Genomic DNA, 24,252 nt, shown 5'->3' on the forward strand with positions numbered 1-24,252 from the left:
TCTCTGCTATTCTCTTTCTCTTCGATCCGACTCTGTTCCCCCCAAAGCGTTTAAGAGGTTTCCTTTGCGATGACTGCCACTGCCATCTATCCCAGCCTCAAGGACCGCGTCGTCTTCGTCACCGGCGGCGGCAGCGGCATCGGCGCCTCTATCGTCGAGCATTTCTGCCGGCAGGGCGCCAAGGTCGGCTTCGTCGACATCAACCAGGAAGCATCCGAGAAGCTGGTGCGCGACGTGGAGGCGGCGGGCCACGGCAAGCCGTTCTTCGTGAACTGCGACCTCACCGACATCGAGGCCTTGCGGGTCGCCGTCGGCCAGGTGCGCGAAAAGCTGGGGCCGATCACCGTGCTGGTGAACAACGCCGCGCACGACCAGCGCCACGCCATCGACGAGGTGACGCCGGAGTACTGGGACGACCGCATCGCGGTCAACCTGAAGCACCAGTTCTTCGCCGCCCAGGCGGTCTATCCCGACATGGAAAAGGCCGGTGGCGGCGCCATCGTGAACCTCGGCTCGGTGTCCTGGATGATCGGGCAGGGGGGCATGCCCTGCTACACCACCGCCAAGTCGGCGGTGGCCGGCCTCACGCGCTCGCTGGCCCGCGACCTCGGCCCGAAGAACATCCGGGTGAACTGCGTGGTGCCGGGCTGGATCATGACCCAGCGCCAGATCGATCTCTGGCTGACCCCCGAAGGCGAGGCCGAGTTGCTGGAGCGCCAATGCCTTAAGCGGAAGCTGGTGCCCGCCGATATCGCCCGCGCGGTGCTGTTCTTCGCCTCCGACGATGCCGGCGCCTGCACCAATCAGAGCTATATCGTCGACGGCGGCTGGGTGTAGCCTTGGAAGGTGGCCGTGCGGAATCGATCTCCGCTCCGGCTGCCCAGGCAGGCAGGAAGTGACCACCGCCGTTAGCGCCGCTCTGCCGCGGGCGGTGGCCACCTCGCCTGAACGCAAAGGGGAGCCCCTTGCTTCCAGCCTTTTGCGGAGGCCGCTGCGCGGCTCCCCCGTATTGTGGGCAACGCTCCGGCCGGCGACTCAGCCGACCGAAGCGCGCTCCTGTTCCCATCTACGAGGGCTGGGGGCGCGGGGTTTCACGAAGAATGCGAATTTTTCCACTCCCTGAGACGGCGGCTGGCGCCGGTTTCACTCGCTGAGACAAACCCGCCGGCGTGAGGCCAGTTCTGCATCCAACTGTCAACAATCGATGGGGCCAGGGGCGTAAACGCCCGGGAATCCTGTTATCTTCGCCCGGACAATGCTTTAGAAGCGGTGCCTAAGCATCTCACGCAGTCATCGCAGCGCATCCCGGCCGGGTTGTCCGGACCGGCGGCGGGACGTCCCTTGCGGGCGTCCGGCAGCGGGCAGACGATGAGCGCGCAAGACGAAATGCACAATGAGAACGCCGGCAACGGCACCGCTGACGGGCAGGACAGGGAGGATTGATGGTCACAGGCCCACTGGATACCCCGCGTGAACGCGTCAATACCTGCCCGGAAGTTGCCGACGAGATCAAGAACACAACCTGCTACATGTGCGCCTGCCGTTGCGGGATCAACGTCTACCTGAAGGACGGCAAGATCCGCTACCTGGAGGGCAATCCCGATCACCCGGTGAACAAGGGCGTGCTCTGCGCCAAGGGCTCGGCGGGCATCATGCAGCACTACTCGCCGGCGCGGCTGACCAAGCCGCTGCTGCGGGTGGGCGAGCGCGGCAGCGGCGAGTTCAAGGAAATCGAGTGGGAAGAGGCGCTGGCTCTGGCCGTCGACTGGCTGGGCGATGTGCGCCGTCGTGACCCCAGGCGTTTCGCCTTCTTTACCGGTCGCGACCAGAGCCAGTCTCTTACCGGCTGGTGGGCGGCGCAGTTCGGCACGCCGAATTTCGCCGCCCACGGCGGCTTCTGTTCGGTCAATATGGCCGCGGCCGGTCTCTACAGCATCGGCGGCGCGTTTTGGGAGTTCGGCGAGCCCGATTGGGACCTGACGCGCTACTTCATGCTGTTCGGCGTTGCCGAGGACCACGATTCCAATCCTATCAAGGCCGGCCTCGGGCGCATGAAGACGCGCGGCCAGGCGAAGTTCGTCTCGATCAATCCGGTGAAGACCGGCTACTCCGCCATCGCCGACGAATGGGTCGGCATCCGCCCCGGCACCGACGGGCTGTTCGTGCTGGCGCTGATCCACGAACTGCTGAGAGCCGAGAAGATCGACTGGGATTTCCTCGGCCGCTACACCAATGCCACCTGGCTGGTGATCGACGATCCGGGCGGTGCCGAGGACGGCCTCTTCGCGCGCGACGCCGAGGGGCGGGTGCTGTGCTGGGATGCCGAGCGCCAGGTCCTGGCGCCGGCCGAAGATGCGACGGTGAAGGCCGCCGCGGTCGGCCGCCGCCAACTCCCCGACGGCCGCGCGGCGGTACCCGCCTTCGAGCTGCTGGCCAAGCGCTACCTCGATCCGGCCTACGCGCCCGAGGCGGTGGCGGCGCAGACCGGCGTCGCGGCGGCGACCATCCGGCGCATCGCCGCCGAACTGGCCGAAGCGGCTTTCGAGAAAGAGGTCGTGCTCGACGTTCCCTGGACCGACTGGGCGGGGCGCAAGCACGACAAGATGATCGGCCGCCCGGTCTCGATGCATGCCATGCGCGGCATCTCGGCGCACTCCAACGGCTTCCACAGCTGCCGCGCCATCCACCTGCTGCAGATGCTGCTGGGGTCGATCGACTGTCCCGGCGGCTTCGGCTACAAGGCGCCCTTTCCGAAGCCGATCCCGCCCGGTCCGAAGCCGGCCGGCAAGACGGTGACGCCGGGCCAGCCGCTGGGCGGCATGCCGCTCGGCTTTCCGACGGGGCCCGAAGACCTGCTGGTCGACGAAGACGGCAAGCCGACACGACTCGACAAGGCCTACAGCTGGGAGCATCCGCTGGCCGCCCACGGCCTGATGCACATGGTCATTCACAACGCCTGGGCGGGCGATCCCTACTCGGTCGACGTGCTGATGATGTACATGGCGAACATGGGGTGGAACTCCGCCATGAACGTCCAGGGCACGCTGCACTACCTGACCGACAAGGACCCCGAGACCGGCGACTACAAGATCCCCAAGATCATCTACTCCGATGCCTACTATTCGGAGATGGTGCCCTATGCCGATCTCATCCTGCCGGACACCACCTACCTGGAGCGCTGGGACTGCATCTCGCTGCTCGACCGCCCGATCAGCAGCGCGCACGGGCCCGGCGACGCGATCCGCCAGCCGGTGGTGCAGCCCGACCGCGACGTGCGGCCGTTCCAAGACGTCCTGGTCGACCTCGGCGGGCGGCTCGGCCTGCCGGGCTTCACCAATGACGATGGCAGCGCGAAGTATCCCGGCGGCTACCCAGACTACATGGTGAACCACGAGCGCGCGCCGGGCATCGGACCCCTTGCAGGCTGGCGCAATCCCGACGGCAGCGGGCAGGGCACCGGCAAGCCGAACCCGGATCAGCTGCAGCGCTACATTGAGAACGGCTGCTTCTGGACCCACAAGCTGGCGCCGGATCAGCTCTACTTCAAGCACGCCAACAAGGGCTACCTGAGCTACGCCAAGTCGATGGGCTGGCTGCCCAGCGAGGCTCAGATCACGCTGCAGCTCTACAGCGAGATCCTGCAGAAGTTCCGCCTCGCCGCGCGTGGCCATGGGCCCGTTCAGCCGCCCGACAGCGAGCGGGGGCGCATCGAGGCCTACTTCGACCCGCTGCCGATCTGGTATCCGCCCTTCGAGGAGGCGGCGGTCGACCTGGACGAATACACCCTCCATGCCATCACCCAGCGGCCGATGCACATGTACCACTCCTGGGGCTCGCAGAACGCCTGGCTGCGCCAGATCACCGCGCGCAACCGTCTCTTCGTGCATCCCGAGACGGCGGCCCGTTTCGGCGTCGCCGACGATGACTGGGTCTGGGTCGTCAGCCACCACGGCCGGGTAAAGGGCCAGGTGCGCCTCATGCACGGGGTGAACCCGAACACCGTGTGGACCTGGAACGCCATCGGCAAGCGGCGCGGCGCCTGGGGCCTGGATGCCGACGCGCCCGAGAGCAACAGCGGCTTCCTGCTGAACCACATCATCTCGGAGCTGCTGCCGCTGCGCGAAGGCGGTCACCGCTACTCCAACTCGGACCCGGTGACCGGGCAGGCGGCCTGGTACGATCTGCGCGTGCGCATCGAGAAATGCCTGCCCGAGCACTGCGGGGCGACCGAGCCCATGATGGCCCCGGTGAAGGCGCCACCGCGCCGCGGCCCCCGAGGCCTTGACGACGACGGCCTGCACCTGCGCTACGGCGAGGAACTGAAATGCCGCAAGGACGCCGTCGACGGCGAGGGCAGCCGCTTCCAGGAATGGATCGGCAACCGCCACGAAGTGGCGTTGACCGTCAGCGGCGTCGCCGACGGCAAAGGCAATGTGAAGAAGGGCAACGTGAAGAAGCCGGCCGCCGGCGGCGGCAGTGGGGACGGTGAGGCATGACCAGCCTGCCGCGCAATCCCGGGCCGGTGAAGCTCGGCCTGGTGATCGACCTCGACATCTGCGTGGGCTGCCATGCCTGCGCGGTAAATTGCAAGGAGTGGAATGCCTCGGGCCATTCCGCACCGCTGACCGACAGCGATCCCTATGGCGCCGATCCTTCCGGCGTCTGGTTCAACCGCATCCACACCTTCGAGGTGGTGCAGGACGACGGCAACAGCCGCACGGTGCATTTCCCCAAGTCCTGCCTGCATTGCGAAGAGGCGCCCTGCGTCACCGTCTGTCCGACCGGCGCGTCCTACAAGCGCGCCGAGGACGGCATCGTGCTGGTCAACGCGGAGGCCTGCATCGGCTGCAAGCTGTGCTCCTGGGCCTGTCCCTATGGCGCGCGCGAGTACGACGCCGATGCCGGGGTGATGAAGAAGTGCACGCTCTGCGTCGACAAGATCTACAACGAGAACCTCGAGCCGCGCAGCCGGGTGCCGGCCTGCGTATCGACCTGCCCGGCGGGCGCGCGCCACTTCGGCGACCTTGGCGATGCGGACTCCGAGGTCTCCCGCCTGGTCGCCGAGCGCGGCGGCTACGAGCTGATGCCCGAGCAGGGCTGCAAGCCGGTCAACCGCTACCTGCCGCCGCGGCCGAAGCAGGCGCCTGAGCCGCCGCCGGCCGGCGAAGCGCCGGCGGCCGAGGTCGCGCCCGCCGGGCTCCTGGCCCGCTGGGTCGACCGCATGCTGAGCCACTAGGGGGAGAGGCCGTGCATCCGGCGAAGTCCGTCATTCTCTTCACCACCGCCTCGGGCGCCGGCTATGGCCTTCTCGCCTGGCTCGGCGTGCTGGCGGCGCTCGGCCTCCTGCCGGCGGAGCGCTGGCTCGGCGTCGCCGGTTTCGGGATCGGCCTCGGCCTGGTGGTTCTGGGCCTCTTGTCTTCGACCTTCCACCTCGGCCATCCGGAGCGTGCCTGGCGGGCGCTGTCCCAGTGGCGCTCTTCCTGGCTGTCGCGCGAGGGCGTCGCCGCGGTGGTGACCTTTCTGCCGGTCGGCATCTTCGCGCTGCTGTGGGTCGTCGCCCAGACCAACAGCGGCGCGGCCGCGGCTGTCGGCCTGCTCGCCAGCGTCTGCTGCGCCGTGACGGTGGCCTGCACGGCGATGATCTATGCCTCGCTCAGGACCATCCGCGCGTGGTCCAATGCCTGGACGCTGCCGGCCTATCTCGCGCTCTCGGCGTTCTCCGGCGCGCTGCTGATGAACCTGCTGCTGCAGCTCTGGGGCTTGCCGCTGGCGCGCGCCTTCGGCTGGGCGGTGCTGGTCCTGGCGGTCCTCTCCGGCGCGATCAAGCTGGGCTACTGGCGCAGCCTCGCCTCGCAAGAAGGCGCCAGTACGGCGGAGTCGGCGACCGGTCTCGGCGGCGCCCCGGGCGGTCGAGGCGGCAGTCCCGGGGGCGGCTCCGGGGGAGGCCAGGGGCGGGTGCGGCTGCTGGAAGCGCCGCACAGCGAATCGAATTACCTGCTGCAGGAGATGGGTTTCCGCATCGCGCGCAAGCATGCCGCCAAGCTGCGCCGCATCGCGCTGGTCGCCGGCTTCCTGCTGCCCATCGTCTGCGTCATCCTGGGGCTCGCCCTGGGTGGCGCGGTGCCGGCCGTCCTGGCGGCGCTGGCCGCCGTGGCGGCGATGGCACTCGGCCTGGCAGTCGAGCGCTGGCTGTTCTTTGCCGAGGCCAAGCATGTGGTCACGCTTTACTACGGGGAAAGCCGTGCCTGACCTCCGATGACAATAATCGTACTTCAATCGCCTGATTAAGAATGCTTTTATAGCGATGCTGTATCCCGGACGGTAAGCTTCAGCCACTCAGGTAAGGTCCCGCGCGGCGGGGCTGCGTGAAAGCCGATTTTGATGAACATCTACCTGCCCATCGCAGAGATCTCTGTGAATGTGTTTTTGCTGTTGGGCATGGGTGGAGCCGTCGGCTTTCTTTCCGGACTGTTCGGCGTTGGCGGCGGCTTTCTGATGACGCCGCTGCTCATCTTCATCGGCGTCACGCCGGCGGTCGCGGTGGCGACCGAGGCCAACCAGATCGTCGCGTCCTCGGTTTCCGGCGTGCTGGCGCATTGGCGGCGCGGCAACGTCGACTTCCGCATGGGCATCGTCCTGCTGGTGGGCGGCACGCTGGGGTCGGTCTTCGGCGTCTGGCTGTTCGGCTTCCTGCGCGGCCTCGGCCAGCTCGACCTCGCGATTTCGCTCTGCTACGTCGTCTTTCTGGGCGTGGTCGGCAGCCTGATGTTCCTGGAGAGCAGCCGGGCGCTGTTCCGCCGCCGGCGCCAGATCGATACCCGGCGCAAGCTGCACCAGCATCATTGGATGCACGGCCTGCCGTTCAAGATGCGCTTCCGCAAGTCGAAGCTCTACATTTCGGCCCTGCTGCCGATCATGATCGGCTTCGTGGTCGGCATTCTGGCCGCCATCATGGGTGTCAGCGGCGGCTTCATCATGGTGCCGGCGATGATCTACCTGCTCGGCATGCCGACCTCGGTGGTGGTCGGTACCTCGCTGTTCCAGATCATCTTCGTCACCTCCACGGTGACCTTCCTGCAGTCGGCCCACAACCAGACGGTCGACGTGATCCTGGCGCTCATCCTGCTGACCGGCGGGGTCATCGGTGCCCAGATCGGCACCCGCTTCGGCACCCGGCTGCGCGGCGAACAGCTGCGCGTGCTGCTCGCCCTCATGGTGCTGGCGGTTTGCGGCAAGCTGTGCTTCGATCTCGTAGTGACTCCCGATGACCTCTTTGTCCTCGGCGTGGCGGGAGCGCACTGATATGCACCTGCGTGCCGTCCTGCTGTCGATCGCCGTCATGCTGCTGGCGCTGCCCGGTTTCGGGCAGACCCCGTTGATCGCCGACCTCTCGGAACACCAGATCCAGATCACCACCGGCTTCGTCGGCACCGACGTGCTGCTGTTTGGCACGGTGGAGCCCGACAGCAACGTCGTGGTGGTGGTGCGCGGGCCGGAGGAGCAGACCACGGTATGGCGCAAGGCCCGCTTCGCCGGCATCTGGGTGAACGACCGGCGGGTGGTGTTCGAACGGGTGCCGAGCTTCTACGCGGTGCGCAGCAATGCCCCGCTGGACGCGATCGCCAGCAACGTGACCCGCGCGCGCCACGGCATGGGGGCCGAGTTCCTGCGCCTGCGCCCGGAGGACGAGACGATCAGCGCGCAGGACGTCAGCGTCTTCCGCAATGCGCTGATCCGCAACAAGCAGCGGGAGGGGCTGTTCGCCTCGGGCGGCGACAACATCACCTTCCTAGGCGGCCAGCTGTTCCGCACCCGGCTGCATTTCCCGGCCAACGTGCCGACCGGGTTCTATGACGTCGAAGTCTTCATGCTGAAGGACGGGCACGTGATCCATGCCCAGACCACGCCGTTGATCGTGCGCAAGGCCGGTCTCGGCGCCGACGTCTTCTTCTTTGCGCATAACTATTCGGCGCTCTACGGCATCATCGCGGTGCTGCTGGCGGTGGCCGCCGGCGTGCTCGCCGCCTTCGTCTTCCGCAAGAGCTGAGGCGCCTCAGGCCGGCACGGCGCCCTGCGGCGTGGGGGGCATATCCTCGCGGGCCTGCCAGGCCAGGGCGTGCAGCGTGGCCATCGAAGTGGGATCGCCCAAGAGGTCGCGCTTCTCGTCCCGGCTGAGACTGCCGGCGCCGTTCTCCTGCACCCGCGCGATGAGGCCGTCGAGGCGCAGCCGCTCGCTCTTGCTGCGCGGCTGGCGCTCCAGCAGGGTGCGGTGCAGGGCATTCATGAAGGGGTCGGTGATGACCTGCTCGAAGAGGGCCGGCGATGGCGCCGGCGTTTCGCTGCGGGCGGAGAGGTTGCGCGCCAGCAGCTGCAGGACGCGCGGCGGGTCGGTTTCGGCGGGCGTCAGGAACAGGCCCCAGGCCTTCAGCTTCAGCCCGACGTCGATGCGGCTGGTGAAGCGCGACAGCGGGATGGAGAGCAGCGGGCCGGCCAGCACCGGGGTTAGCCAGATGAAGAAGCCGGGTATATAGAGGTAGCTGATCGTGCCGACCACGATCGCGATCAGCGTATGGGCCCAGTGCGCCGCGATGGCCTCGTGCCAGGAGGTCTCGTCGTCGTCGCGCTTCTGCGGTGCCCAGCGCACGCTGCGCCCGGCCAGGATGGAGACGATGAAGCTGCTCTGAAACAGCATCAGGATCGGCGCCAGCAGGATCGACATCAGGCTTTCCAGCACCACACTCACGGCGGCTCTGAACGCGCCGCCATGGGCCAGCAGGCGGCGGCGCTCGCCGAACAGGGCGAAATAGCCGAGCAGCTTGGGCAGGTAGAGAATGACCAGCGTGATGGCCAGCAGTGTGGTGGCTTCGAACTCGTAGGACACCGGCCAGTTGGGGAAGAGGTCGCCCTCGATGAAGTAGCTGTGCTCGGTCCGCGATTGCAGCCAGGCTTCCAGGCCCGACAGTGCCAGCAGCAGCAGCCACATGAGCGACGACAGGTATGACATCACGCCCATGCCGAGGTGCAGGCGGCTGAGCGGGCGAAGGCCGCGGGCGGCCAGCACGCCCATGTGCTGCAGGTTGCCCTGGCACCAGCGTCGGTCACGCTTGGCATGGTCGATCAGGGTCGGCGGCGGCTCCTCGAAGCTGCCGCCCAGGTCGTCGGCCAGCCAGACCTCCCAGCCTGCCCGGCGCAGCAGCGCCGCCTCGACGAAATCGTGGCTCAGGATCTCGCCGCCGAAGGGCTCGCGCCCCGGCAGCACCGGCAGGCCGCAGTGGTCGACGAAGGGGCGCACGCGGATGATCGCATTGTGGCCCCAGTAGTTTGAATCGCCCTCCACCCAGTAGCTGAGACCGGCGATGAAGGTCGGTCCGTAGACGCTGCTGGCGAACTGCTGGCTGCGGGCGAAAAGCGTCTCGCGCATCACCGGCACCGGCGGGACCTGGATGAGGCCGACCCGCGGGTGGCGGTCCATGCGGGCGACCAGGCGGGTCAGGCAGTCGCCTGACATCACGCTGTCGGCGTCCAGCACGACCATGTACTCGTAGCGATAGCCCCAGGATTCGCAGAAGTCGGCGATGTTGCCGCTCTTGCGCGCCAGGTTGCGCGGGCGGTGGCGGTAGAAGATCTCGATGCGTCCGGCGAACTCGCGGTTCAGCCGGCTCCACGCGAGCTCTTCGGCGAGCCAGACATCCGGATCGGTGCTGTCGCTGAGGACGAAGAGATCGAAGCGCCCGGAGGTGTCGTTCTCGCACAGCGAGTCGAGGGTCGCCTTCAACCCGGCGATGACGCGCTCGGGATCTTCGTTGTAGATCGGCATGACCAGTGCCGTTCTGGAAGGTGCGCCGGCGCCGCTGTCGACAGCGCTCTGTGCGCGCCGGCGCAGGCCGATGAGGCGAACGATGAAACCGAAGACCGAGATCCAGCAGGCGGTCGTGATCCAGGCGAAGAGCGCCGAGAAGATGACGACGATTGCCAGTTCCAGCAGCGAGAAACCGTCGGCGGAAAGGATGGTGCCCAGCACCAGGGCCGCCGCGCTGGTCGAGGCCAGCACGAGGAACAGCAGCAGCAGGCGCCGGCGCCGAAATCGGTTGCGGACGGTCATGACGGTCGGTCGGTCAGGGAATGATCAGCACAGCGATCAAGCTGAGACAGGCCGCCAGTCCCTGAACGGAGCGGCTCACCTGCAGCCCGCGCAGGCGCGCGGCGTGACGCTCCATCTCGGGGCGCAGGGTGGGCTGCCAGGAAGTCAGATCCTGCGCCGGCATCACCAGGCGGCGGCGTGCGGGCGTTCCCCAATCGCGGCCCATCCGAGCGGCGTCGCCGGACGACATCGCCCGCTCGGCCAGGACGAGGGCGACGCGGCCGCGGGCGCTGCCCTGCGCGGCGGGCGCCTCGGCATTGGTGAACTCGGCCGCCAGGCTGCGGTCGACCGCGGCGATCACCTCCGCCCAGCCCGGCTCAGCGCTGGCACCGCGCGCCAGCAGATCGCGGGCGGCGGCGGCCGTGATGCGGCTGCGCCGTGCCTTGTCCATGGCGCCGGCCGCCTGCAGGTAACGGTCGATGCGCAGCGCAACCGCGCTGTGTGGCTGGTCTTTGGACGGCGTAGCAGCAGGGCTGCCGCCCAGCGCCTCGGCGGGGACGGGGCCGCAAGTTAAAGTGTCCAGGCTCTCCGGCGCGATGTGCATCCGGGGATCGGTCGGGATGTCGGTCAGGCGCGCTTCCACAGATAGCTCCAGGTTTCGGTCAAGGCGTGGTCTCGATCCTTCAGGAAAGCGCGCAACTCGACGGCGTCCTCGCCTTCCGGATCCAGGGTGAAAAAGGCCAGCCAAGTATCGGTGGCTGGATTTCGCCGGCTCGCTGCCTCCCGGATGGTACCGAGTGAGGACGTTACCACCAGTTCAACGGCGTTCTCGTCTTGGAGTTCCCTCAGCGGGCCGCCGCCGAACTCGATGGCAAAGCGCCGGTAGTCCTGATCGGCGACGCCGGCCTCCCGGGTCGCCACGGTGCGGCCGATCGCCGGAAAGTCGGGATACTCGTTGCCGAAGCGGATTCGGTAGGCAAACGGCCAGACTTGGCCCGCTTCGACCGCCCGCTCGGGCACCCAGAGCAGCCCGATGTTGTCGTAGCGCTCGGAATCGCTGGGGATCTCGATCAGCTGGGCGGCGCCCTTGCCCCAGCGGTCGAGCGGCTCGACCCAGGCGCTCGGTCGGTGGTCGTAGTTAAGGTCGAGATCGAGATAGTGGCGGCTGTCGCGGTCGCGCTGCATCAACCCGAAGCCGCGCGGGTTCTCGTCGCCGAAGGACGATATCTGCAGGGCCTGCCGGTTGAGCAGCGGCCGCCAGATCCATTCACCGCGGCCGGTCGCCAGCAGCATGCCGTCTGAGTCGTGCACTTCGGGGTGCAGGTTGTTGGCCGGCTGCCCGGTGTTCTCACCATAGAGGAACATGGAGGTGAGTGGCGCAATCCCCAGCTTCTCGACGGCGCTGCGGGTATAGAGGCTGGCGCGCACCTCCATCACCGACTCGTGGCCGGGCGTCAGGCGGAAATGATAGGCGCCGGCCAGGCTTTCGCTGTCTAGCAGGGCGAAGATTTCCAGGCTGCGCGCCCCGGCCTGCGGCTTCTTCAGCCAGAACTCGCGGAAGTAGGGGAACTCTTCCTTCTTCGCGAGGCCGGTGTCGATCGCCAGGCCGCGCGCGGAAAGGCCGTAGTGCTGGCCCGTCGCCACGACGCGGAAGTAGCTCGCGCCCAGAAAGACCGCCACTTCGTCCAGGCGATCGCCCTGGTTCAGCGGATACATCAGGCGGAAGCCGGCAAAGCCGAGGTCGTCGGGCGGCGGCTCGTTCAGCTCGGCGCCGGCGAAGTCAAACAGGCCGCCGTCGTAGGGCACCGGTTGTATTGAGCCACCGTCGATGACGTTGATGGCCACCTGGTTGCGGAAGTAGGAGCCGCGGGGCAGCAACTGAACCTCGTAAGGAACGGGGTCGTCGCGCCACAGGCTGGCCTCCGTCCGGAACTGGATGCGGTGGTAGCGCGCCGGTGTCAGCTCGGCCATCCTTTCGGGCACCGGCTTGGCATTGGGCTGGAAAGTTTCGGCGGCGAGGCTCTCCGCCATGGCACTGACCTGGTCGAAACCGAAGGTCGCGCCGGGCATGGCAAGGGTCCAGTTATTTTGGGCAAAAGCGGCCTGCAGCGGCCAGGAGGTGGCCGAAACAAGACTCCCGACGCCGGCACCTGCCAGAAAAGTTCGTCGGTCAAAGTAACGAGATGACACTCTTGCCTCTTTTATTGGGGGCTGGCCGCCAGGCCATACGGCTGGTGAAATGCCCTCCAGCCCGCCAACTCGCCGATATGGCGAAGCGCCGAGCCGCTTTCAAGCGGCGCTGGAAGGTTTCGTAAAATAAAGACTCCCAGCCTCCGGAAATGTTCCAGAGGTTGAACCCAACCCCGCGGCCAATCATTGCTAGGCGTTTGAAATTGCGGCCTTGTTAGCCATATTTGCATCGACTGTCCCGATATAAGCCGCCGCTTCCTTGCGGCGGAAGAGTCAATGAAGTGGCATGCCTTCCGTCAATACTTGCCTCTACGCAATGGCGGCGGGTCAGCCATGCGTTTTTCTAGTTAGGAACCCGACGATTCTTGCCCCCTGCGGCGCGGCGGTCTGGTCCGGCCCCCTTGGGGGCGGTGGGCGGGCAGTGGGCGGGCAGTGGGCGGGCAGTGGGCGGACAGTAGGCGGACTGCGGGGGCGGGCTGCTCGAGCGGCTCAAGAACCAGGCGGCTGGCGGCGAGCAGTCTGGCCATGGCCGGCGGTCCGGTTGGGGGCCGCCGGTCCGGATACCGTCGAAGCAAGGCGCGTCCGCGAACCGGCGCTTGGCGAGATCACCCGCCGCTGCGTCGGCGTATCGTTGAGCAATCACGTTGCGGGCGTCCTGGGGGACGAAGTCGACCCGGCTGGGAAGTCGATCGGGCGGTTCACCCGAACCGTGGGGAGTTGTTCCCGATGGACTCGACTGTTCGCAGCCGGAGCATCCGACACACCGACTCGGTGCTGCCCGGGAGGCCGGAGGGCCATTCGAAGAGCAATCTGCCGACACGCTTGCTCGTGCGGGTGCCGGGGATGTCGAGCAAGGCGATATCGTGCGCGGCGCTGTCGACGCTGCGGGCGCGCTCGCGTGACGGCGCGCTGACGATGCCGTTGTCGGGGTGGCCGCGCCCTCGACGGCCATGGCCATGGATACCTTTGCCAAGAGAGCGGCGGCGGGCCGGACGGCGATAGCGGCGACAATGAACAGGGGGTGTTGACGTCATGATGCCGACGGTCTTTGGGTGGCCGGCAAAGGTGATGAGCCCGATGCTCGGCGCCTCCGTCTACCCGTCGTCGTCCCCATGACCAGGTCCGAGCATCGATGCGCAAAGGCCTCGTCTTTGCAGTCTGCAAGCGGTGTCCCGTCACACCGAAGGATGCAGGCCTCGATACCTGCAGGTCGCAGGTTGAGGCTTGACGCCTTTTCCGCGCCCGCACCGTTCGCCGCCGCCGCCGCTGTAGTTCTGAACCCCGCTGTCTTCCCCCAGCTAGAGATCAGGCAAAGCAATTCACCGACGATCTTCGAACTGCCTTCGCGTTGCCGGTTTCGATTCAAGACGAGGGAGGGAGTCTTGCGTCGCTACACTGAGTCGGCTCCGCCGGAGGAGCAGCTAACGTCTCTGCAATGCCCTCCGACGCGCCCGAAAAACTTTTGAGCATTGCTTCCCTATGCTCTCTCTTTTCTTGTCACTGCTTCATCAAAGATGCACAATTCGCGCCGCAGGGTGGCATCACCGGATTCGTTCTTACCGTTAGGGGATTAGACAATTGGCAACCACGACCAGAAAGAAGCCTGCCGCGAAGAAGAAAGCGGCGGCTAAGAAACGCGCAGCCGTCAAGAAGAAGGCGCCTGCGAAGAGGAGCGCGGCCAAGAAGGCGCGCAAGTCCACCGCGAAGAAGAAGGCCGTGAGGAAGACGGCCAAGAAGGCGACCAAAAAGAAGGCTGTGAAGAAGACAGCCAAGAAGAAGGCCGTCAAGAAGGGCGCGAAAAAGAAGGCAGCCCGTAAGCCGGCAAAAAAGAAGGCCGTGAAGAAGAAGGCCACGAAAAAGAAGGCCGCGAAAAAGAAGGTTGCTAAGAAGAAGGCAGCCCGCAAGCCCGCGAAAAAGAAGGCTGCCAAAAAGAAGAAGGTAGCCAAGAAGCGGGCGCCGAAGAAGGCCGCTGCTCCGGCTGCGACGCCGACGGCTTCCTGAATGACGTGACATCTGGAGGCGGCTGAAAGCCGCCTCCGGCTGCCGCAATGCGGCAGCACCGCAGTCTGAGAACGGCGGCCTCCTACCCGGGGGTCGCCGCTTTCTTATGGGGTGACGCGAACCGCTTCAGCCTTCCGACGGGCGATTCTCGCGCGCGAAGATCGAGATGGCGTCGTGGAGGTCCGGCAGCACCCTTTCGACGGCGGCTTCGCCTTCGGCGATGATCTCTTCGGCGCGCTCGAATTCGAACAGGCCGATGCTCCCCAGGCGCGGGGTGATGTGAACGTCCGGCGGTTCGCCGGCCAGACGCGAGCGCGAGATGCGGTCCTGGACGATGCCGAGGGAAGAGATCATCACCCCGAACATGGAGGGATGAGTCGGCTCCCGTCGGAAGATGCGCCGGGCGAGGGTGCCGATCATGGTGCTCTTGGTCTCCGCCTCGTGCTCCTTCAACTCGTTCAGCAGGTCGAAGCCGGCAACCGTCGGCACCGTCGCGCCGGCGCGCCGTTCCTTGCCCAGGATGTCGGCGTTGAGGTTCACGGCGATCACCATCTGCACGCCGAGCGCCCGGCACACCGAGACCGGCACCGGGTTGACCAGGGCACCGTCGACCAGCCAGCGGTCATGGTGCTGCATCGGTTCGAACACACCGGGCAGCGAGAAGGAGGTGCGCATGGCGTCGACCAGGTCGCCTTCACGCAACCAGACTTCGTGGCCGGTGACCAGGTCGGTCGCCACCGCGACGAAGGGGATGCCGAGTTGCTCGATCTTAATGTCGCCGATGTTCTGGCGCAGCGCCTCGACCAGGTGACGGCCGCCGATCATGCCGCCGTTGCGCACGCGGAAGTCCATGTAGGAGATCATGCGCAGCCGGGTGAGCGAGCGCGCCCAGCCTTCCAGCACGTCGGCCTTGCCGGCCAGGTGAACGCCGCCGACCACCGCGCCGATCGAGGTGCCGGCGATCACGTCGGGCTCGATGCCGTGGCGGGCCAGGGCGCGGATGACGCCGAGGTGCGCCCAGCCGCGGGCGACGCCGCTGCCGAGAGCGAGACCGATGCGCGGGCGCGATTGCGGATAGAGGGCCTGGACCATGCCGAATCATACCGCCGGTTGACTTAATCGAATCATAATTAAGAGCGCACCCCGGCGATGTGAGGGATCCGTGGTATCGGGCGGCGCTCCAGCGTTAACGCCCCGGTCTGCCGGCGGCCTCGGGCCGGGATTCGGCCTGCCTCCGTCCTTGACATAACGATATCTTTATATCCTTATTATAGCATCTCGATCCGATGAAGCGCCCCCGGGAGGAGCCCATGGATACCCTGTTGTCCGCCATGAAGGCAGCCGCCGAGCCGACCCGGCTTCGGCTGCTGGTGCTCTGCGCCCATGCCGAGCTCACGGTGTCCGACCTGGTCCAGATCCTCGGGCAGAGCCAGCCCCGGCTATCGCGCCACCTGAAGCTCCTGGCCGAGGCCGGCCTGCTGGAGCGTAACCGCGAAGGCAGCTGGGTGTTCTTCCGCCTGGCGCACGAGGGCGCCCCCGCGGCGCTGGCGCAGACCCTGGTCGATGCCCTGCCGGAAGACGATCCGACGGTGCAGCGCGATCTGCAGCGCCTCGACGAGTTGATGGGCGAACGGGCCCAGCGCGCCGAAGACTACTTCCGCAAGGTCGCCGACCAGTGGGACGAGCTGCGCGCGCTTTACGTCCACGACGACGAGGTCGAGCGCCAGCTCGCCGCGTTGATCGCCGAGGAGGCCGTGGGCGACCTGCTCGACATCGGCACCGGCACCGGGCGCATCCTCGAGATCCTCGCCGACAAGGTCGGCCGCGCCGTCGGCGTCGACCTCTCGCCGGACATGCTGCTGATGGCGCGCTCCAAGCTGGAGCGCGCGCGGCTGCGCAACTGCGCTGTGCGCAAGGGCGACATGAATCACCTGCCGCTGGGCGATGCCAGTTTCGACGCGGTCACCATTCACCAGGTGCTGCACTACGCCGAGCGTCCAGCCAAGGCGATCCAGGAGGCCGCGCGCGTGCTGCGCCCCGGCGGCCGCCTGTTCATCGTCGATTTCCAGGCCCACGACCTCGACTACCTGCGCAGCGAGCACGAGCACCGCTGGCTCGGTTTCGAGGAAGACAAGATGGCCGACTGGCTGAACGCCGCGGGCCTCGATCCGCAAGGCTGCCGCTGCCTCAAGGGCAAGGCGCTGACCATCTGCATCTGGACGGCGCGCCAGCCCCTGGCCGGCGGCCGTTCGGTCGCGGCGTAAGAACAGGGGAGCCACCCATGGCCGACATCATCCGTAAATCCGCCACTGCCGCCAACCCGTCCAAGGGAGCTTCCGCTGTGCCGCGTTTTTCCTTCGAGTTCTTTCCGCCGGCGACGCCGGCCGCCGAGGCGCGCTTGCGTGAATCGGCGCAGAAGCTCGCAGCCCTGCAGCCCGACTTCGTCTCCGTCACCTACGGTGCCGGCGGCACGACCCAGGAGCGCACCTTCAAGGCGATCGACTGGGTGCGCCGGGAGACCGAGCTGGAGCCTGCCGCGCACCTGACCTGTGTCGGCGCCAGCCGGGACGAGATCGACACTATTGCCCGGCAGTATTGGGATGCCGGCGTGCGCCGCATCGTGGCGCTGCGCGGCGACGCGCCCAAGGGCAGCCAGGGATACGTCCCGCACCCCGAGGGCTACGCCTACGCCGCCGACCTGGTTGCCGGGCTGAAGCGGGTGGCCGATTTCGACATCTCCGTCTCGGCCTATCCCGAGGTGCATCCGGAGGCGCGCGACGCGGCCGCCGATCTCGACAATCTGAAGCGTAAGATCGACGCCGGCGCCAGCCGCGCGATCACCCAGTTCTTCTTCGACCCCGACGACTTCCTGCGCTTCGTCGACCGGGCCCACGCCGCCGGCATCACGGCGCCGATCATCCCGGGAATCCTGCCGATCGTGAACTTCGAGCGCACCCGCCAGATGGCCGAGAGCTGCAAGGCGGCCATGCCGCGCTGGCTGATCGATCTCTACCGCGACCTGGAAGAGGACGCCGAGGTGCGTTTCCCGGTCGCGGTCTCCGTCGCCGTCGAGCTGTGCCGCTATCTCACGGCGCGCGGGATCGAGGACTTCCACATCTACACCCTGAACCGGGCCGACATGACGGCGGCGCTCTGCCGCCTGCTGCGCAACGATGCGGCGGCCCGGCATGTTCAAGCAACGCAGCCCAAGCTGCTGGCCGGAGGCCTTTCGTGAGTCGTTTCCTGGATAAGCTTTCCGAAGAGGTCCTGCTGTGCGACGGCGGCATGGGCAGCCGCGTGCAGGCCATGGACCTGACCCTCGACGATTACTGGCAGCAGGAGAACTGCACCGAGGTGCTGAACCTCTCGCGCCCGGACATCGTGCGGGAGATTCACCGCGGCTACTTCGAGGCCGGCGCCGACATGGTGGAGACCAACACCTTCGGCGGCTCGCCGGTGACGCTCGGCGAGTTCGGCCTGAGCGAGCGCGCGGCGGAGATCAACCAACGCGCGGCGGAGATCGCCCGCGAGGCGGCCGAGCTGTTCTCCAGCGACGGGCGCGAACGCTTCGTGGTCGGCTCGGTCGGCCCGGGCACCCGGCTGCCGTCGCTCGGCCACATCGACTACGACACCCTGGAGGCCGCTTTCGCGACCCAGTGCGGCGGTCTTATCGCCGGCGGCATCGATGCCGTGCTGATCGAGACTTGCCAGGACCCGCTGCAGGTGAAGGCCGCGGTGAACGGCGCCAAGCTGGCTCGTGCCGCCGCCGGATCCGACCTGCCGATCATGGTACAGGTGACGGTGGAGACCACCGGTACCCTGCTGGTTGGCGCCGATATCGCCGCCGCGGCGACGGTGCTGCAGGCGCTCGACATCCCCGTCATGGGCCTCAACTGCGCCACCGGGCCGCAGGAGATGGCGCCGCACCTGGAGTGGCTGGCGGAGAACTGGCCGGGCTTTCTGTCGGTGCAGCCCAACGCCGGCCTGCCGGAGCTGGTCGACGGCCAGACCCGCTATCCGCTGGAGCCGAAGGAACTGGCCGGCTGGCTCGACCGCTTCCTCACCGAGGACGGCCTCAACATCATCGGTGGCTGCTGCGGCACCACGCCGGACCATATCGCCGCGCTGGATGCCATGCTGCGCCGGCGCGCCGGGGAGGCGGGCCGCCTGCGCCCGGCGCCCAAGCAGCGCCAGTCCTTCTGGGTCCCCTCGGTTGCCTCGCTCTACAGCCCGGTGAGCCTGCGCCAGGAGAACGCCTACCTCTCCATCGGCGAGCGCTGCAACGCCAACGGCTCCAAGAAATTCCGCGAGTTGCAGGAGACCGGCGACTGGGACGGCTGCGTTGCCATGGCGGTCGACCAGACCAAGGAAGGCTCCCACGCCATCGACGTCTGCACCGCTTTCGTCGGCCGCGACGAGATCGCCGAGATGACCGAGGTGGTGACCCGCATGAGGGGCTCGGTCAGCGCGCCGCTGGTGTTCGATTCCACCGAGCTGCCGGTGCTGGAAGCGGCGATGAAGCTCTACGGCGGCAAGCCGATCCTGAACTCCATCAACTTCGAGGACGGTGAGGAGGCGGCCCACCAGCGCCTGGCAATGGCGCGCAAGTTCGGCTCTGCCGTCATCGCCCTCACCATCGATGAGGAGGGCATGGCCAAGAGTGCCGAGCGCAAGGTCGAGATCGCCAAGCGGCTGCACGACTTCGCCTGCGTGCAGCACGGCCTGCCGGCCAGCGACCTTATGATCGACCCGCTGACCTTCACCATCTGCACCGGCAATGAGGACGACCGCAAGCTCGGCCTGTGGACGCTGGAGGCCATCGAAGGCATCGCGCGGGCGCTGCCGGAATGCCAGATCTTGCTGGGTCTCTCCAACATCTCCTTCGGGTTGAATGCGGCGGCGCGCCATGTGTTGAACTCGGTCTACCTGGACCACGCCATCAAGCGCGGGCTGACCGGCGCCATCGTGCACGTCAGCAAGATCATGCCGCTGCACAAGATCCCCGAGGAAGAGGTGAAGGTCGCCGAGGACCTCATCTTCGACCGGCGTGAGCAGGGCTACGATCCGCTGCATGCCTTCATGAAGCTGTTCGAGGGGCGCACGGCGGCGACGACCGAAAAGCGCGCGCGTGCCGAGGACGTCGAGACGCGCCTCCAGGACCGCATCGTGGATGGCGACCGGCAGGGCCTGGAAGACGACCTCAAGGAGGCGATGGAAAAGCATCCGCCGCTCGACATCATCAACATCCACCTCCTGGCCGGCATGAAGGTTGTCGGTGAGCTGTTCGGCGCCGGCAAGATGCAGCTGCCCTTCGTGCTGCAGTCGGCCGAGACCATGAAGGCGGCGGTGCGCTTCCTCGAGCCCTTCATGGAGAAGATCGCCGGCCAGAACAAGGGCACCATCGTGCTGGCCACGGTGAAGGGCGACGTGCACGACATCGGCAAGAACCTCGTCGACATCATTCTCACCAACAACGGCTACCGGGTCGTCAACCTCGGCATCAAGCAGCCGATCGACAACATCCTCGCTGCGGTGATCGAGCACCAGGCCGATGCCGTCGGCATGTCGGGTCTGCTGGTGAAGTCGACCGTCGTCATGCGCGAGAACCTGGAGCGCATGACCAGAGACAAGATCACGGTACCGGTCATGCTGGGCGGCGCGGCGCTGACCCGCAACTACGTGGAGACCGACTGTGCCGCGGCCTACGGCACCGGGCAGGTGGCTTACGCGCGTGACGCTTTCGACGGCCTCTCGCTGATGGACAAGGTGGTGAACGGCGACTTCGTCGCCCACGTCGGCGCCCAGCAGGAAAAGCGCCAGGCGCGCCCGAACACCGCCAATCGGACGCTGGGCCAGCCGAACCGCGCCGACCAGCGGCCGGTCGACATGGAGGAGACCCGCCTGCGCCGCGACGAACTCGCCGCCGGCGTTGCGGTTCCCGAGCCGCCGTTCTGGGGCCCGCGCGTGCTGGCACGGGTGCCGCTCGACGCGCTGGTACCCTTCCTCAACGAGCGCATGCTCTACCAGTTCCAGTGGGGCTTCCGGAAGGCCGGGCGCTCGCTGGGGGACTACATGGTCTGGGCGCGCAAGGAGTTGCGTCCGACCCTGAAGCGCATGCTCGACGTCTGCAAGCAGCAGGACATTCTCATTCCCCAGGCGGTCTACGGCTACTGGCCGGCCAACGCCGAGGGCAACGACGTCATCCTGTTCGATCCCGAGGATCACGGCCGCGAGGTCGGGCGTTTCACCCTGCCGCGCCAGGCGCGCGCCGGCGGCCTTTGCATCGCCGACTTCCTGCGCGACGTTTCTTCGGGCGAGCGCGACGTGCTCGGCCTGCAGATCGTCACCATGGGCCAGCGCGCCTCCGACGTCGCGCGGGAGTGGTTCAAGGACGACCGCTACCAGGACTATCTCTACCTGCACGGCCTCGGCGTCGAGATGGCCGAGGCGCTGGCCGAGTACGTCCACAAGCGCATCAGGGGCGAGCTTGGCTTCAGCCACGAGGACGCGCGCGACCTCGACGTCATGCTGCAGCAGGGCTACCGTGGCTCGCGCTACTCCTTCGGCTATCCGGCCTGCCCGAAGCTGGAGGACCAGGAGCAGCTGCTGCGCCTCTTGAAGGCCTCGGAGATCGGGGTTGAGCTGTCGGACGAGTATCAGCTGCATCCGGAGCAATCGACCTCCGCGATCGTGCTGCACCATCCGCAGGCCAAATACTTTTCCGTTTAGGCGTCACCCTTACCGGGAGCACATATCTTGGGGAGCAAAGCCATGGTCGCCGACAAGTCCGTCTCCGATCTCGAGACCTACCGCCGCGAGCTCGACGAGGCCGTGCGCGAGGCGGCGCGCGCCTCGGCCTGGTGGGAGGGTGAGTGGCTGACGTTCCCCACCGTCACCAAGCAAGCCGACGGATCGTGGCGCTATTGGAACGTGCCGGCGGATAGCGGCGTGTTTCAGGACGACTGGCCGCTGGGGGAGCGTCTCGCCCGCGAGACCGTCGCTCAGATGCGCCGTTTCCCCGAGGGCAGCACGGTGCTGCGCCGGATCCTGCGCGAGATGGACCCGGAATCGACGGTCGGGCAGGGCTTCCTGACCGCGATCGAGGAGACTCTCTGCCTCAGCCAGCCGCCGCTGCAGGCCGTGTGAGGGATGCCATCGCCGTCAGCCGCGCCGGCCGGCGCGGCGCGGCAGCCGCTCGCCCGGCAGCATCTCGTCGATGGGCTTTTCCATGTCGGCGGCGGGGATCATCAGCCCGCCGTGGCTGCGCCAGTGGCGGTGCTTGAGCACGCGATAGCCGTGCTGCTCGTAGAACGGCAGCCCGGCGAGGCTGGCGCCGACGACGACCTTGCCGTGACCCTGCTCAGCGATCAGCGCCTCGGCGCGCGCCAGCAGCGCACTGCCGACGCGCAGGCGCGTCCAGTCGGGATCGACGTAGAGGCTGCGCACCTCTTCGCCCTTCAGGGAGCAGAAACCGACGATGCCGCGCAGCCGCGCCACCGCCACCTCAAAGATCTCGCCCTCGTCGCGCATGGCCTCGACATAGCGCGCGGGGCCGTTGCCGTGGACCCAGCTCTCGATCTGCGTATCGCTGTAGACGCGGCGCCCCAGCACCCGCACGGCGCGCTCATGGACGGCAGAGAGTCCCGCGGCGTCGGCAGGCCTGCCGCGGCGGATGCGGTAGCGGGGAAGCAGCTTTCCCAAGGACATGCAAAGAGCCTAGGCAGGAAAGCCTAGGCAGGCAAGAACGACGAAGGGCGGTGAGCGGGCGACCCTCTACGGCTTGCAGCGGCGTAGCCGGCGCCCCGACGCCTTTCAGGGCCGCGCTTTTCAGGGCCGCGCTTTTCAGGGCCGCGCTTTTCAGGGCCGCGCTTTTCAGGGCCGCGCTTTTCAGGGCCGCGCTTTTCAGGGCCGCGCTTTTCAGGGCCGCGCTTTTCAGGAATGTCGGAATCGCACGGTCATACGGAACCGCCGTGCGGTTCCGTGTGACCGTGATCCGAGTTAGGAGCGGTGCGGGTGGACGCGGGGCAGGCGGGCGGAGATTTCCTCGGCGCTCTCGGGCGCCTCGGCGTGTTCTGACGTGTCGGCGGCCTGCGTCGCGTCGGCGGGCTGCTCGGCCGCGGCCTTGCCGCCGGCTTCCTTGGCACCGACGGCGTCAACGGCTTCCTTGGCGTCGGCCGCTTCCTTGGCAAGGCGAAGGTCCCTCAGCCGGGCCATGCGCTCATCGCGCTCCCGCTGGGTCTTTTCCTTCTGCTTGATGACCGTCTGATCTTTTTTCTGGCCCGAGGCGAACTGCTGCTCGGCCCGCGACCTGTTCGACTTCCACATGGCGGTACTCCTCTGTTTCATCCGGACATGGACAATCCGGACGCAAGCTGGGGGGAGACCTCTTGTCGCAGTTCAGGCAGGTAATTCCGCAAACTGCGTCGTGTGCAAGCTCGGCGGCCGTACCGCTGCCCAAATCTCCCGGCGACCGTCAGAGGCCCGTGTCGCCGGTGATAAAACGACGACCGCCCCCAACGTGATGTTGGAGGCGGTGTCGAAGGGCGTCAGTCGATGACGGAGAGATTTTCCGCCGAAGCCTTGCCGTTCTGGCCCGGCTGCAGGTCGTAGGAGACCTTCTGGCCTTCGCGCAGGGTGCTGAGACCCGCGCGCTCGACGCTGGAGATGTGGACGAACGCGTCCTTGGAACCATCCGAAGGCTCAATGAAGCCGAAACCCTTGGTGGCGTTGAACCATTTAACGGTACCAGTAGCCATAGCTCGATATCCTCTAACAGGAGTCTGAATTGCCGCACGCCGCGGCTAGCGCACGCGCGGCGAGTGAAACGCTCACAATGTCAGTGGGTAACTAAGGCAGTCGGCGTACCGGTGTATTAGGTAGCATCCAACATATGCGTCGCGTGTATCGCATATGTAGCTGGAATTTCGGCGAAGTCAATGCGCCAGCGCGGACCCGCTCCGCCCCCCGTTCGTGCTGCGGACTTCGACTTGCTGTCTACGATCCAGGAACTATGAGGGGGAACAACGCCTTGGCTGCCAGAGCGGGCGATGGTGCGTCGACGCTTCAAGAGGAATTACAGTCGAAGCGGCGTTCAGCGCCCGCAGTGCCCGGTTGGGATGCCTGCAGCGTAGTAAATCGCGGCTATGTTTTCTTGATCGTGCTTCGTAAATGCCGGCATTATTCTAATGATAAGGCATTAATATATTTGTCAGTGACGCTCAAAAAATTTTCTATATTGTATTAATAGAACTAGAAAAGAAGCAAAATAATACTATATATTATCTGGTTACAGCAGAAATTAATCGATCTGGCGATCGCCGCCGTCGCAGGGCGCGATGGCATTCAGCCGCCGTCCCGGATCAGCCAGGAGTATCGCCTATGAACCGGATGCGAGCGAGCAGGGCGCGCGGCTTCACCGCGCTGCTGCTGTGTATGCTGACGGCCCTAGCGCTGACGGCAGTTCCGATGGGATCCGCGCGGGCCGCTGGCGACACCGGCGCGGTCCCAGCGAATTCCAGCGCGAAGAGTTACGGCAGCGGCTGGCAGTGCGACACCGGTTACCGCCAGGTCGGCGACCGCTGCGTCGGCGTTACGGTACCTGCGAACGCCATCGCCACCGCGTCGTCCTATGGACGTGGCTGGGAGTGCCGCCGCGGCTTTTCGGAGAGGAACGGAGTCTGCACGGTCATCGCCGTGCCCGCCAACGCCTACCTGAATGCCTCGGGCGTGCGCTGGGAGTGCGAGCGCGGCTATCGCGAGTTGTCCGGCGAATGCATCGTCATCCGGGTGCCGCAGAACGCCTTCCTGTCGGATTCGGGCTACGGCTCCGGCTGGGAGTGCGAACGCGGCTACCGTGCCACCGAAGAGGCCTGCGTGCGCGTGGAGGTGCCGGAAAACGCCCACCTGGACTATTCGGGCAACGACTGGGAATGCAACCGGCCGTTCAACAGGCGGCAGGACGCCTGCGTGCTGCCTTGAAC

Annotated in this window: 19 protein-coding genes and 1 pseudogene; 13 read left to right on the forward strand and 7 right to left on the reverse strand. The window is 66.7% G+C overall.

The genetic code is table 11. The features are described from left to right. Positions 1 to 69 precede the first annotated feature (69 nt). The 6 genes from WDC82_RS22445 to WDC82_RS22470 all read left to right on the forward strand — a co-directional run bounded on the left by WDC82_RS22445 (position 70) and on the right by WDC82_RS22470 (position 8,047). A complete protein-coding gene (locus WDC82_RS22445) occupies positions 70 to 837 on the forward strand; it encodes an SDR family oxidoreductase (RefSeq protein ID WP_340119652.1) in 768 nt (255 codons plus the stop codon). A gap of 605 nt (positions 838 to 1,442) precedes the next feature. Further along, a complete protein-coding gene (locus WDC82_RS22450; RefSeq protein WP_340119653.1) occupies positions 1,443 to 4,496 on the forward strand; it encodes a molybdopterin oxidoreductase family protein in 3,054 nt (1,017 codons plus the stop codon). After that, positions 4,493 to 5,236, forward strand: coding sequence for a 4Fe-4S dicluster domain-containing protein (locus tag WDC82_RS22455; RefSeq protein ID WP_340119654.1), 744 nt, complete (start codon positions 4,493 to 4,495; stop codon positions 5,234 to 5,236). Before WDC82_RS22450 ends, WDC82_RS22455 begins: the two co-directional genes overlap by 4 nt. 11 nt (positions 5,237 to 5,247) lie before the next feature. Beyond that, positions 5,248 to 6,249 carry a DmsC/YnfH family molybdoenzyme membrane anchor subunit gene (locus WDC82_RS22460; protein WP_340119655.1) on the forward strand — a complete coding sequence of 334 codons (1,002 nt, stop codon included), beginning with the start codon at positions 5,248 to 5,250 and terminating at the stop codon, positions 6,247 to 6,249. 132 nt (positions 6,250 to 6,381) lie between these two features. Further along, positions 6,382 to 7,302, forward strand: coding sequence for a sulfite exporter TauE/SafE family protein (locus tag WDC82_RS22465; protein WP_340119656.1), 921 nt, complete (start codon positions 6,382 to 6,384; stop codon positions 7,300 to 7,302). 1 nt (position 7,303) lies between these two features. After that, entirely contained in the window at positions 7,304 to 8,047 is a 744-nt protein-coding gene (locus tag WDC82_RS22470) for a TIGR02186 family protein (RefSeq protein ID WP_340119657.1), read from the forward strand. Between the two features lie 6 nt (positions 8,048 to 8,053). Here WDC82_RS22470 and mdoH read toward each other — a convergent pair whose 3' ends face one another. From mdoH to WDC82_RS22485, 3 genes are read right to left on the reverse strand one after another with little or no spacing between them, the layout of a single operon-like run. After that, positions 8,054 to 10,102 (reverse strand): glucans biosynthesis glucosyltransferase MdoH, encoded by a 2,049-nt coding sequence (gene mdoH / locus WDC82_RS22475; RefSeq protein WP_340119658.1) that lies wholly within the window; start codon positions 10,100 to 10,102, stop codon positions 8,054 to 8,056. 13 nt (positions 10,103 to 10,115) lie between these two features. Continuing rightward, a complete protein-coding gene (locus WDC82_RS22480) occupies positions 10,116 to 10,724 on the reverse strand; it encodes a hypothetical protein (RefSeq protein WP_340119659.1) in 609 nt (202 codons plus the stop codon). Further along, positions 10,709 to 12,151 (reverse strand): glucan biosynthesis protein G, encoded by a 1,443-nt coding sequence (locus tag WDC82_RS22485; RefSeq protein WP_340119660.1) that lies wholly within the window; start codon positions 12,149 to 12,151, stop codon positions 10,709 to 10,711. The genes WDC82_RS22480 and WDC82_RS22485 overlap by 16 nt, the downstream gene beginning before the upstream one ends. 1,698 nt (positions 12,152 to 13,849) lie before the next feature. Between WDC82_RS22485 and WDC82_RS22490 the strand changes: the two genes are divergently transcribed. Next, positions 13,850 to 14,272, forward strand: a complete 423-nt coding sequence (locus WDC82_RS22490) for a hypothetical protein (protein ID WP_340119661.1) — start codon at positions 13,850 to 13,852, stop codon at positions 14,270 to 14,272. A gap of 126 nt (positions 14,273 to 14,398) precedes the next feature. Here the strand turns inward: WDC82_RS22490 and WDC82_RS22495 are convergent, their stop codons facing one another. Next, entirely contained in the window at positions 14,399 to 15,364 is a 966-nt protein-coding gene (locus WDC82_RS22495; RefSeq protein ID WP_340119662.1) for a patatin-like phospholipase family protein, read from the reverse strand. 218 nt (positions 15,365 to 15,582) lie between these two features. On the opposite strand from WDC82_RS22495, the gene WDC82_RS22500 reads away from it, so the two are divergent. The 4 genes from WDC82_RS22500 to WDC82_RS22515 are packed head-to-tail and all read left to right on the forward strand — an operon-like array spanning position 15,583 to position 21,418. Further along, entirely contained in the window at positions 15,583 to 16,536 is a 954-nt protein-coding gene (locus WDC82_RS22500) for a metalloregulator ArsR/SmtB family transcription factor (protein WP_340119663.1), read from the forward strand. A gap of 17 nt (positions 16,537 to 16,553) precedes the next feature. Then, entirely contained in the window at positions 16,554 to 17,507 is a 954-nt protein-coding gene (metF, locus tag WDC82_RS22505) for a methylenetetrahydrofolate reductase [NAD(P)H] (RefSeq protein ID WP_340119664.1), read from the forward strand. A 50-nt stretch (positions 17,508 to 17,557) separates the two neighbouring features. Continuing rightward, complete coding sequence (gene metH, locus WDC82_RS22510) at positions 17,558 to 21,001, forward strand: methionine synthase (protein WP_370661574.1); 3,444 nt, start codon at positions 17,558 to 17,560, stop codon at positions 20,999 to 21,001. Between the two features lie 27 nt (positions 21,002 to 21,028). Then, entirely contained in the window at positions 21,029 to 21,418 is a 390-nt protein-coding gene (locus WDC82_RS22515) for a hypothetical protein (RefSeq protein WP_340119666.1), read from the forward strand. A gap of 15 nt (positions 21,419 to 21,433) precedes the next feature. Here WDC82_RS22515 and WDC82_RS22520 read toward each other — a convergent pair whose 3' ends face one another. Further along, entirely contained in the window at positions 21,434 to 21,979 is a 546-nt protein-coding gene (locus tag WDC82_RS22520) for a GNAT family N-acetyltransferase (RefSeq protein WP_340119667.1), read from the reverse strand. A gap of 126 nt (positions 21,980 to 22,105) precedes the next feature. Here WDC82_RS22520 and WDC82_RS25215 point away from each other — a divergent pair. After that, positions 22,106 to 22,258: pseudogene (locus tag WDC82_RS25215) on the forward strand (pentapeptide repeat-containing protein); the annotation flags it as partial. Between the two features lie 12 nt (positions 22,259 to 22,270). Here WDC82_RS25215 and WDC82_RS22525 read toward each other — a convergent pair. Both WDC82_RS22525 and WDC82_RS22530 read right to left on the reverse strand, forming a co-directional pair. Then, positions 22,271 to 22,597: a hypothetical protein gene (locus WDC82_RS22525; RefSeq protein ID WP_340119668.1), complete on the reverse strand. Its 327-nt coding sequence runs from the start codon at positions 22,595 to 22,597 to the stop codon at positions 22,271 to 22,273. A gap of 221 nt (positions 22,598 to 22,818) precedes the next feature. Further along, entirely contained in the window at positions 22,819 to 23,028 is a 210-nt protein-coding gene (locus tag WDC82_RS22530) for a cold-shock protein (protein WP_340119669.1), read from the reverse strand. 622 nt (positions 23,029 to 23,650) lie between these two features. On the opposite strand from WDC82_RS22530, the gene WDC82_RS22535 reads away from it, so the two are divergent. Continuing rightward, positions 23,651 to 24,250, forward strand: a complete 600-nt coding sequence (locus tag WDC82_RS22535; RefSeq protein WP_340119670.1) for a hypothetical protein — start codon at positions 23,651 to 23,653, stop codon at positions 24,248 to 24,250. The last annotated feature ends 2 nt before the right edge of the window (positions 24,251 to 24,252 follow it).

The organism is Pelagibius sp. 7325, from assembly GCF_037652055.1.
Classification (GTDB): Bacteria; Pseudomonadota; Alphaproteobacteria; order Kiloniellales; family Kiloniellaceae; genus Pelagibius.

Excerpts from the sequence above, each read along its gene's own strand:
- WDC82_RS22445 (WP_340119652.1), top strand. The coding sequence starts at position 70 with ATGACTGCCACTGCCATCTATCCCAGCCTCAAGGACCGCGTCGTCTTC.
- WDC82_RS22450 (WP_340119653.1), top strand. The coding sequence starts at position 1,443 with ATGGTCACAGGCCCACTGGATACCCCGCGTGAACGCGTCAATACCTGC.
- WDC82_RS22455 (WP_340119654.1), top strand. The coding sequence starts at position 4,493 with ATGACCAGCCTGCCGCGCAATCCCGGGCCGGTGAAGCTCGGCCTGGTG.
- WDC82_RS22465 (WP_340119656.1), top strand. The coding sequence starts at position 6,382 with ATGAACATCTACCTGCCCATCGCAGAGATCTCTGTGAATGTGTTTTTG.
- WDC82_RS22470 (WP_340119657.1), top strand. The coding sequence starts at position 7,304 with ATGCACCTGCGTGCCGTCCTGCTGTCGATCGCCGTCATGCTGCTGGCG.
- mdoH (WP_340119658.1), bottom strand. The coding sequence starts at position 10,102 with ATGACCGTCCGCAACCGATTTCGGCGCCGGCGCCTGCTGCTGCTGTTC.
- WDC82_RS22485 (WP_340119660.1), bottom strand. The coding sequence starts at position 12,151 with ATGCCCGGCGCGACCTTCGGTTTCGACCAGGTCAGTGCCATGGCGGAG.
- WDC82_RS22495 (WP_340119662.1), bottom strand. The coding sequence starts at position 15,364 with ATGGTCCAGGCCCTCTATCCGCAATCGCGCCCGCGCATCGGTCTCGCT.
- WDC82_RS22500 (WP_340119663.1), top strand. The coding sequence starts at position 15,583 with ATGGATACCCTGTTGTCCGCCATGAAGGCAGCCGCCGAGCCGACCCGG.
- metF (WP_340119664.1), top strand. The coding sequence starts at position 16,554 with ATGGCCGACATCATCCGTAAATCCGCCACTGCCGCCAACCCGTCCAAG.
- metH (WP_370661574.1), top strand. The coding sequence starts at position 17,558 with ATGGGCAGCCGCGTGCAGGCCATGGACCTGACCCTCGACGATTACTGG.
- WDC82_RS22520 (WP_340119667.1), bottom strand. The coding sequence starts at position 21,979 with ATGTCCTTGGGAAAGCTGCTTCCCCGCTACCGCATCCGCCGCGGCAGG.
- WDC82_RS22525 (WP_340119668.1), bottom strand. The coding sequence starts at position 22,597 with ATGTGGAAGTCGAACAGGTCGCGGGCCGAGCAGCAGTTCGCCTCGGGC.
- WDC82_RS22530 (WP_340119669.1), bottom strand. The coding sequence starts at position 23,028 with ATGGCTACTGGTACCGTTAAATGGTTCAACGCCACCAAGGGTTTCGGC.
- WDC82_RS22535 (WP_340119670.1), top strand. The coding sequence starts at position 23,651 with ATGAACCGGATGCGAGCGAGCAGGGCGCGCGGCTTCACCGCGCTGCTG.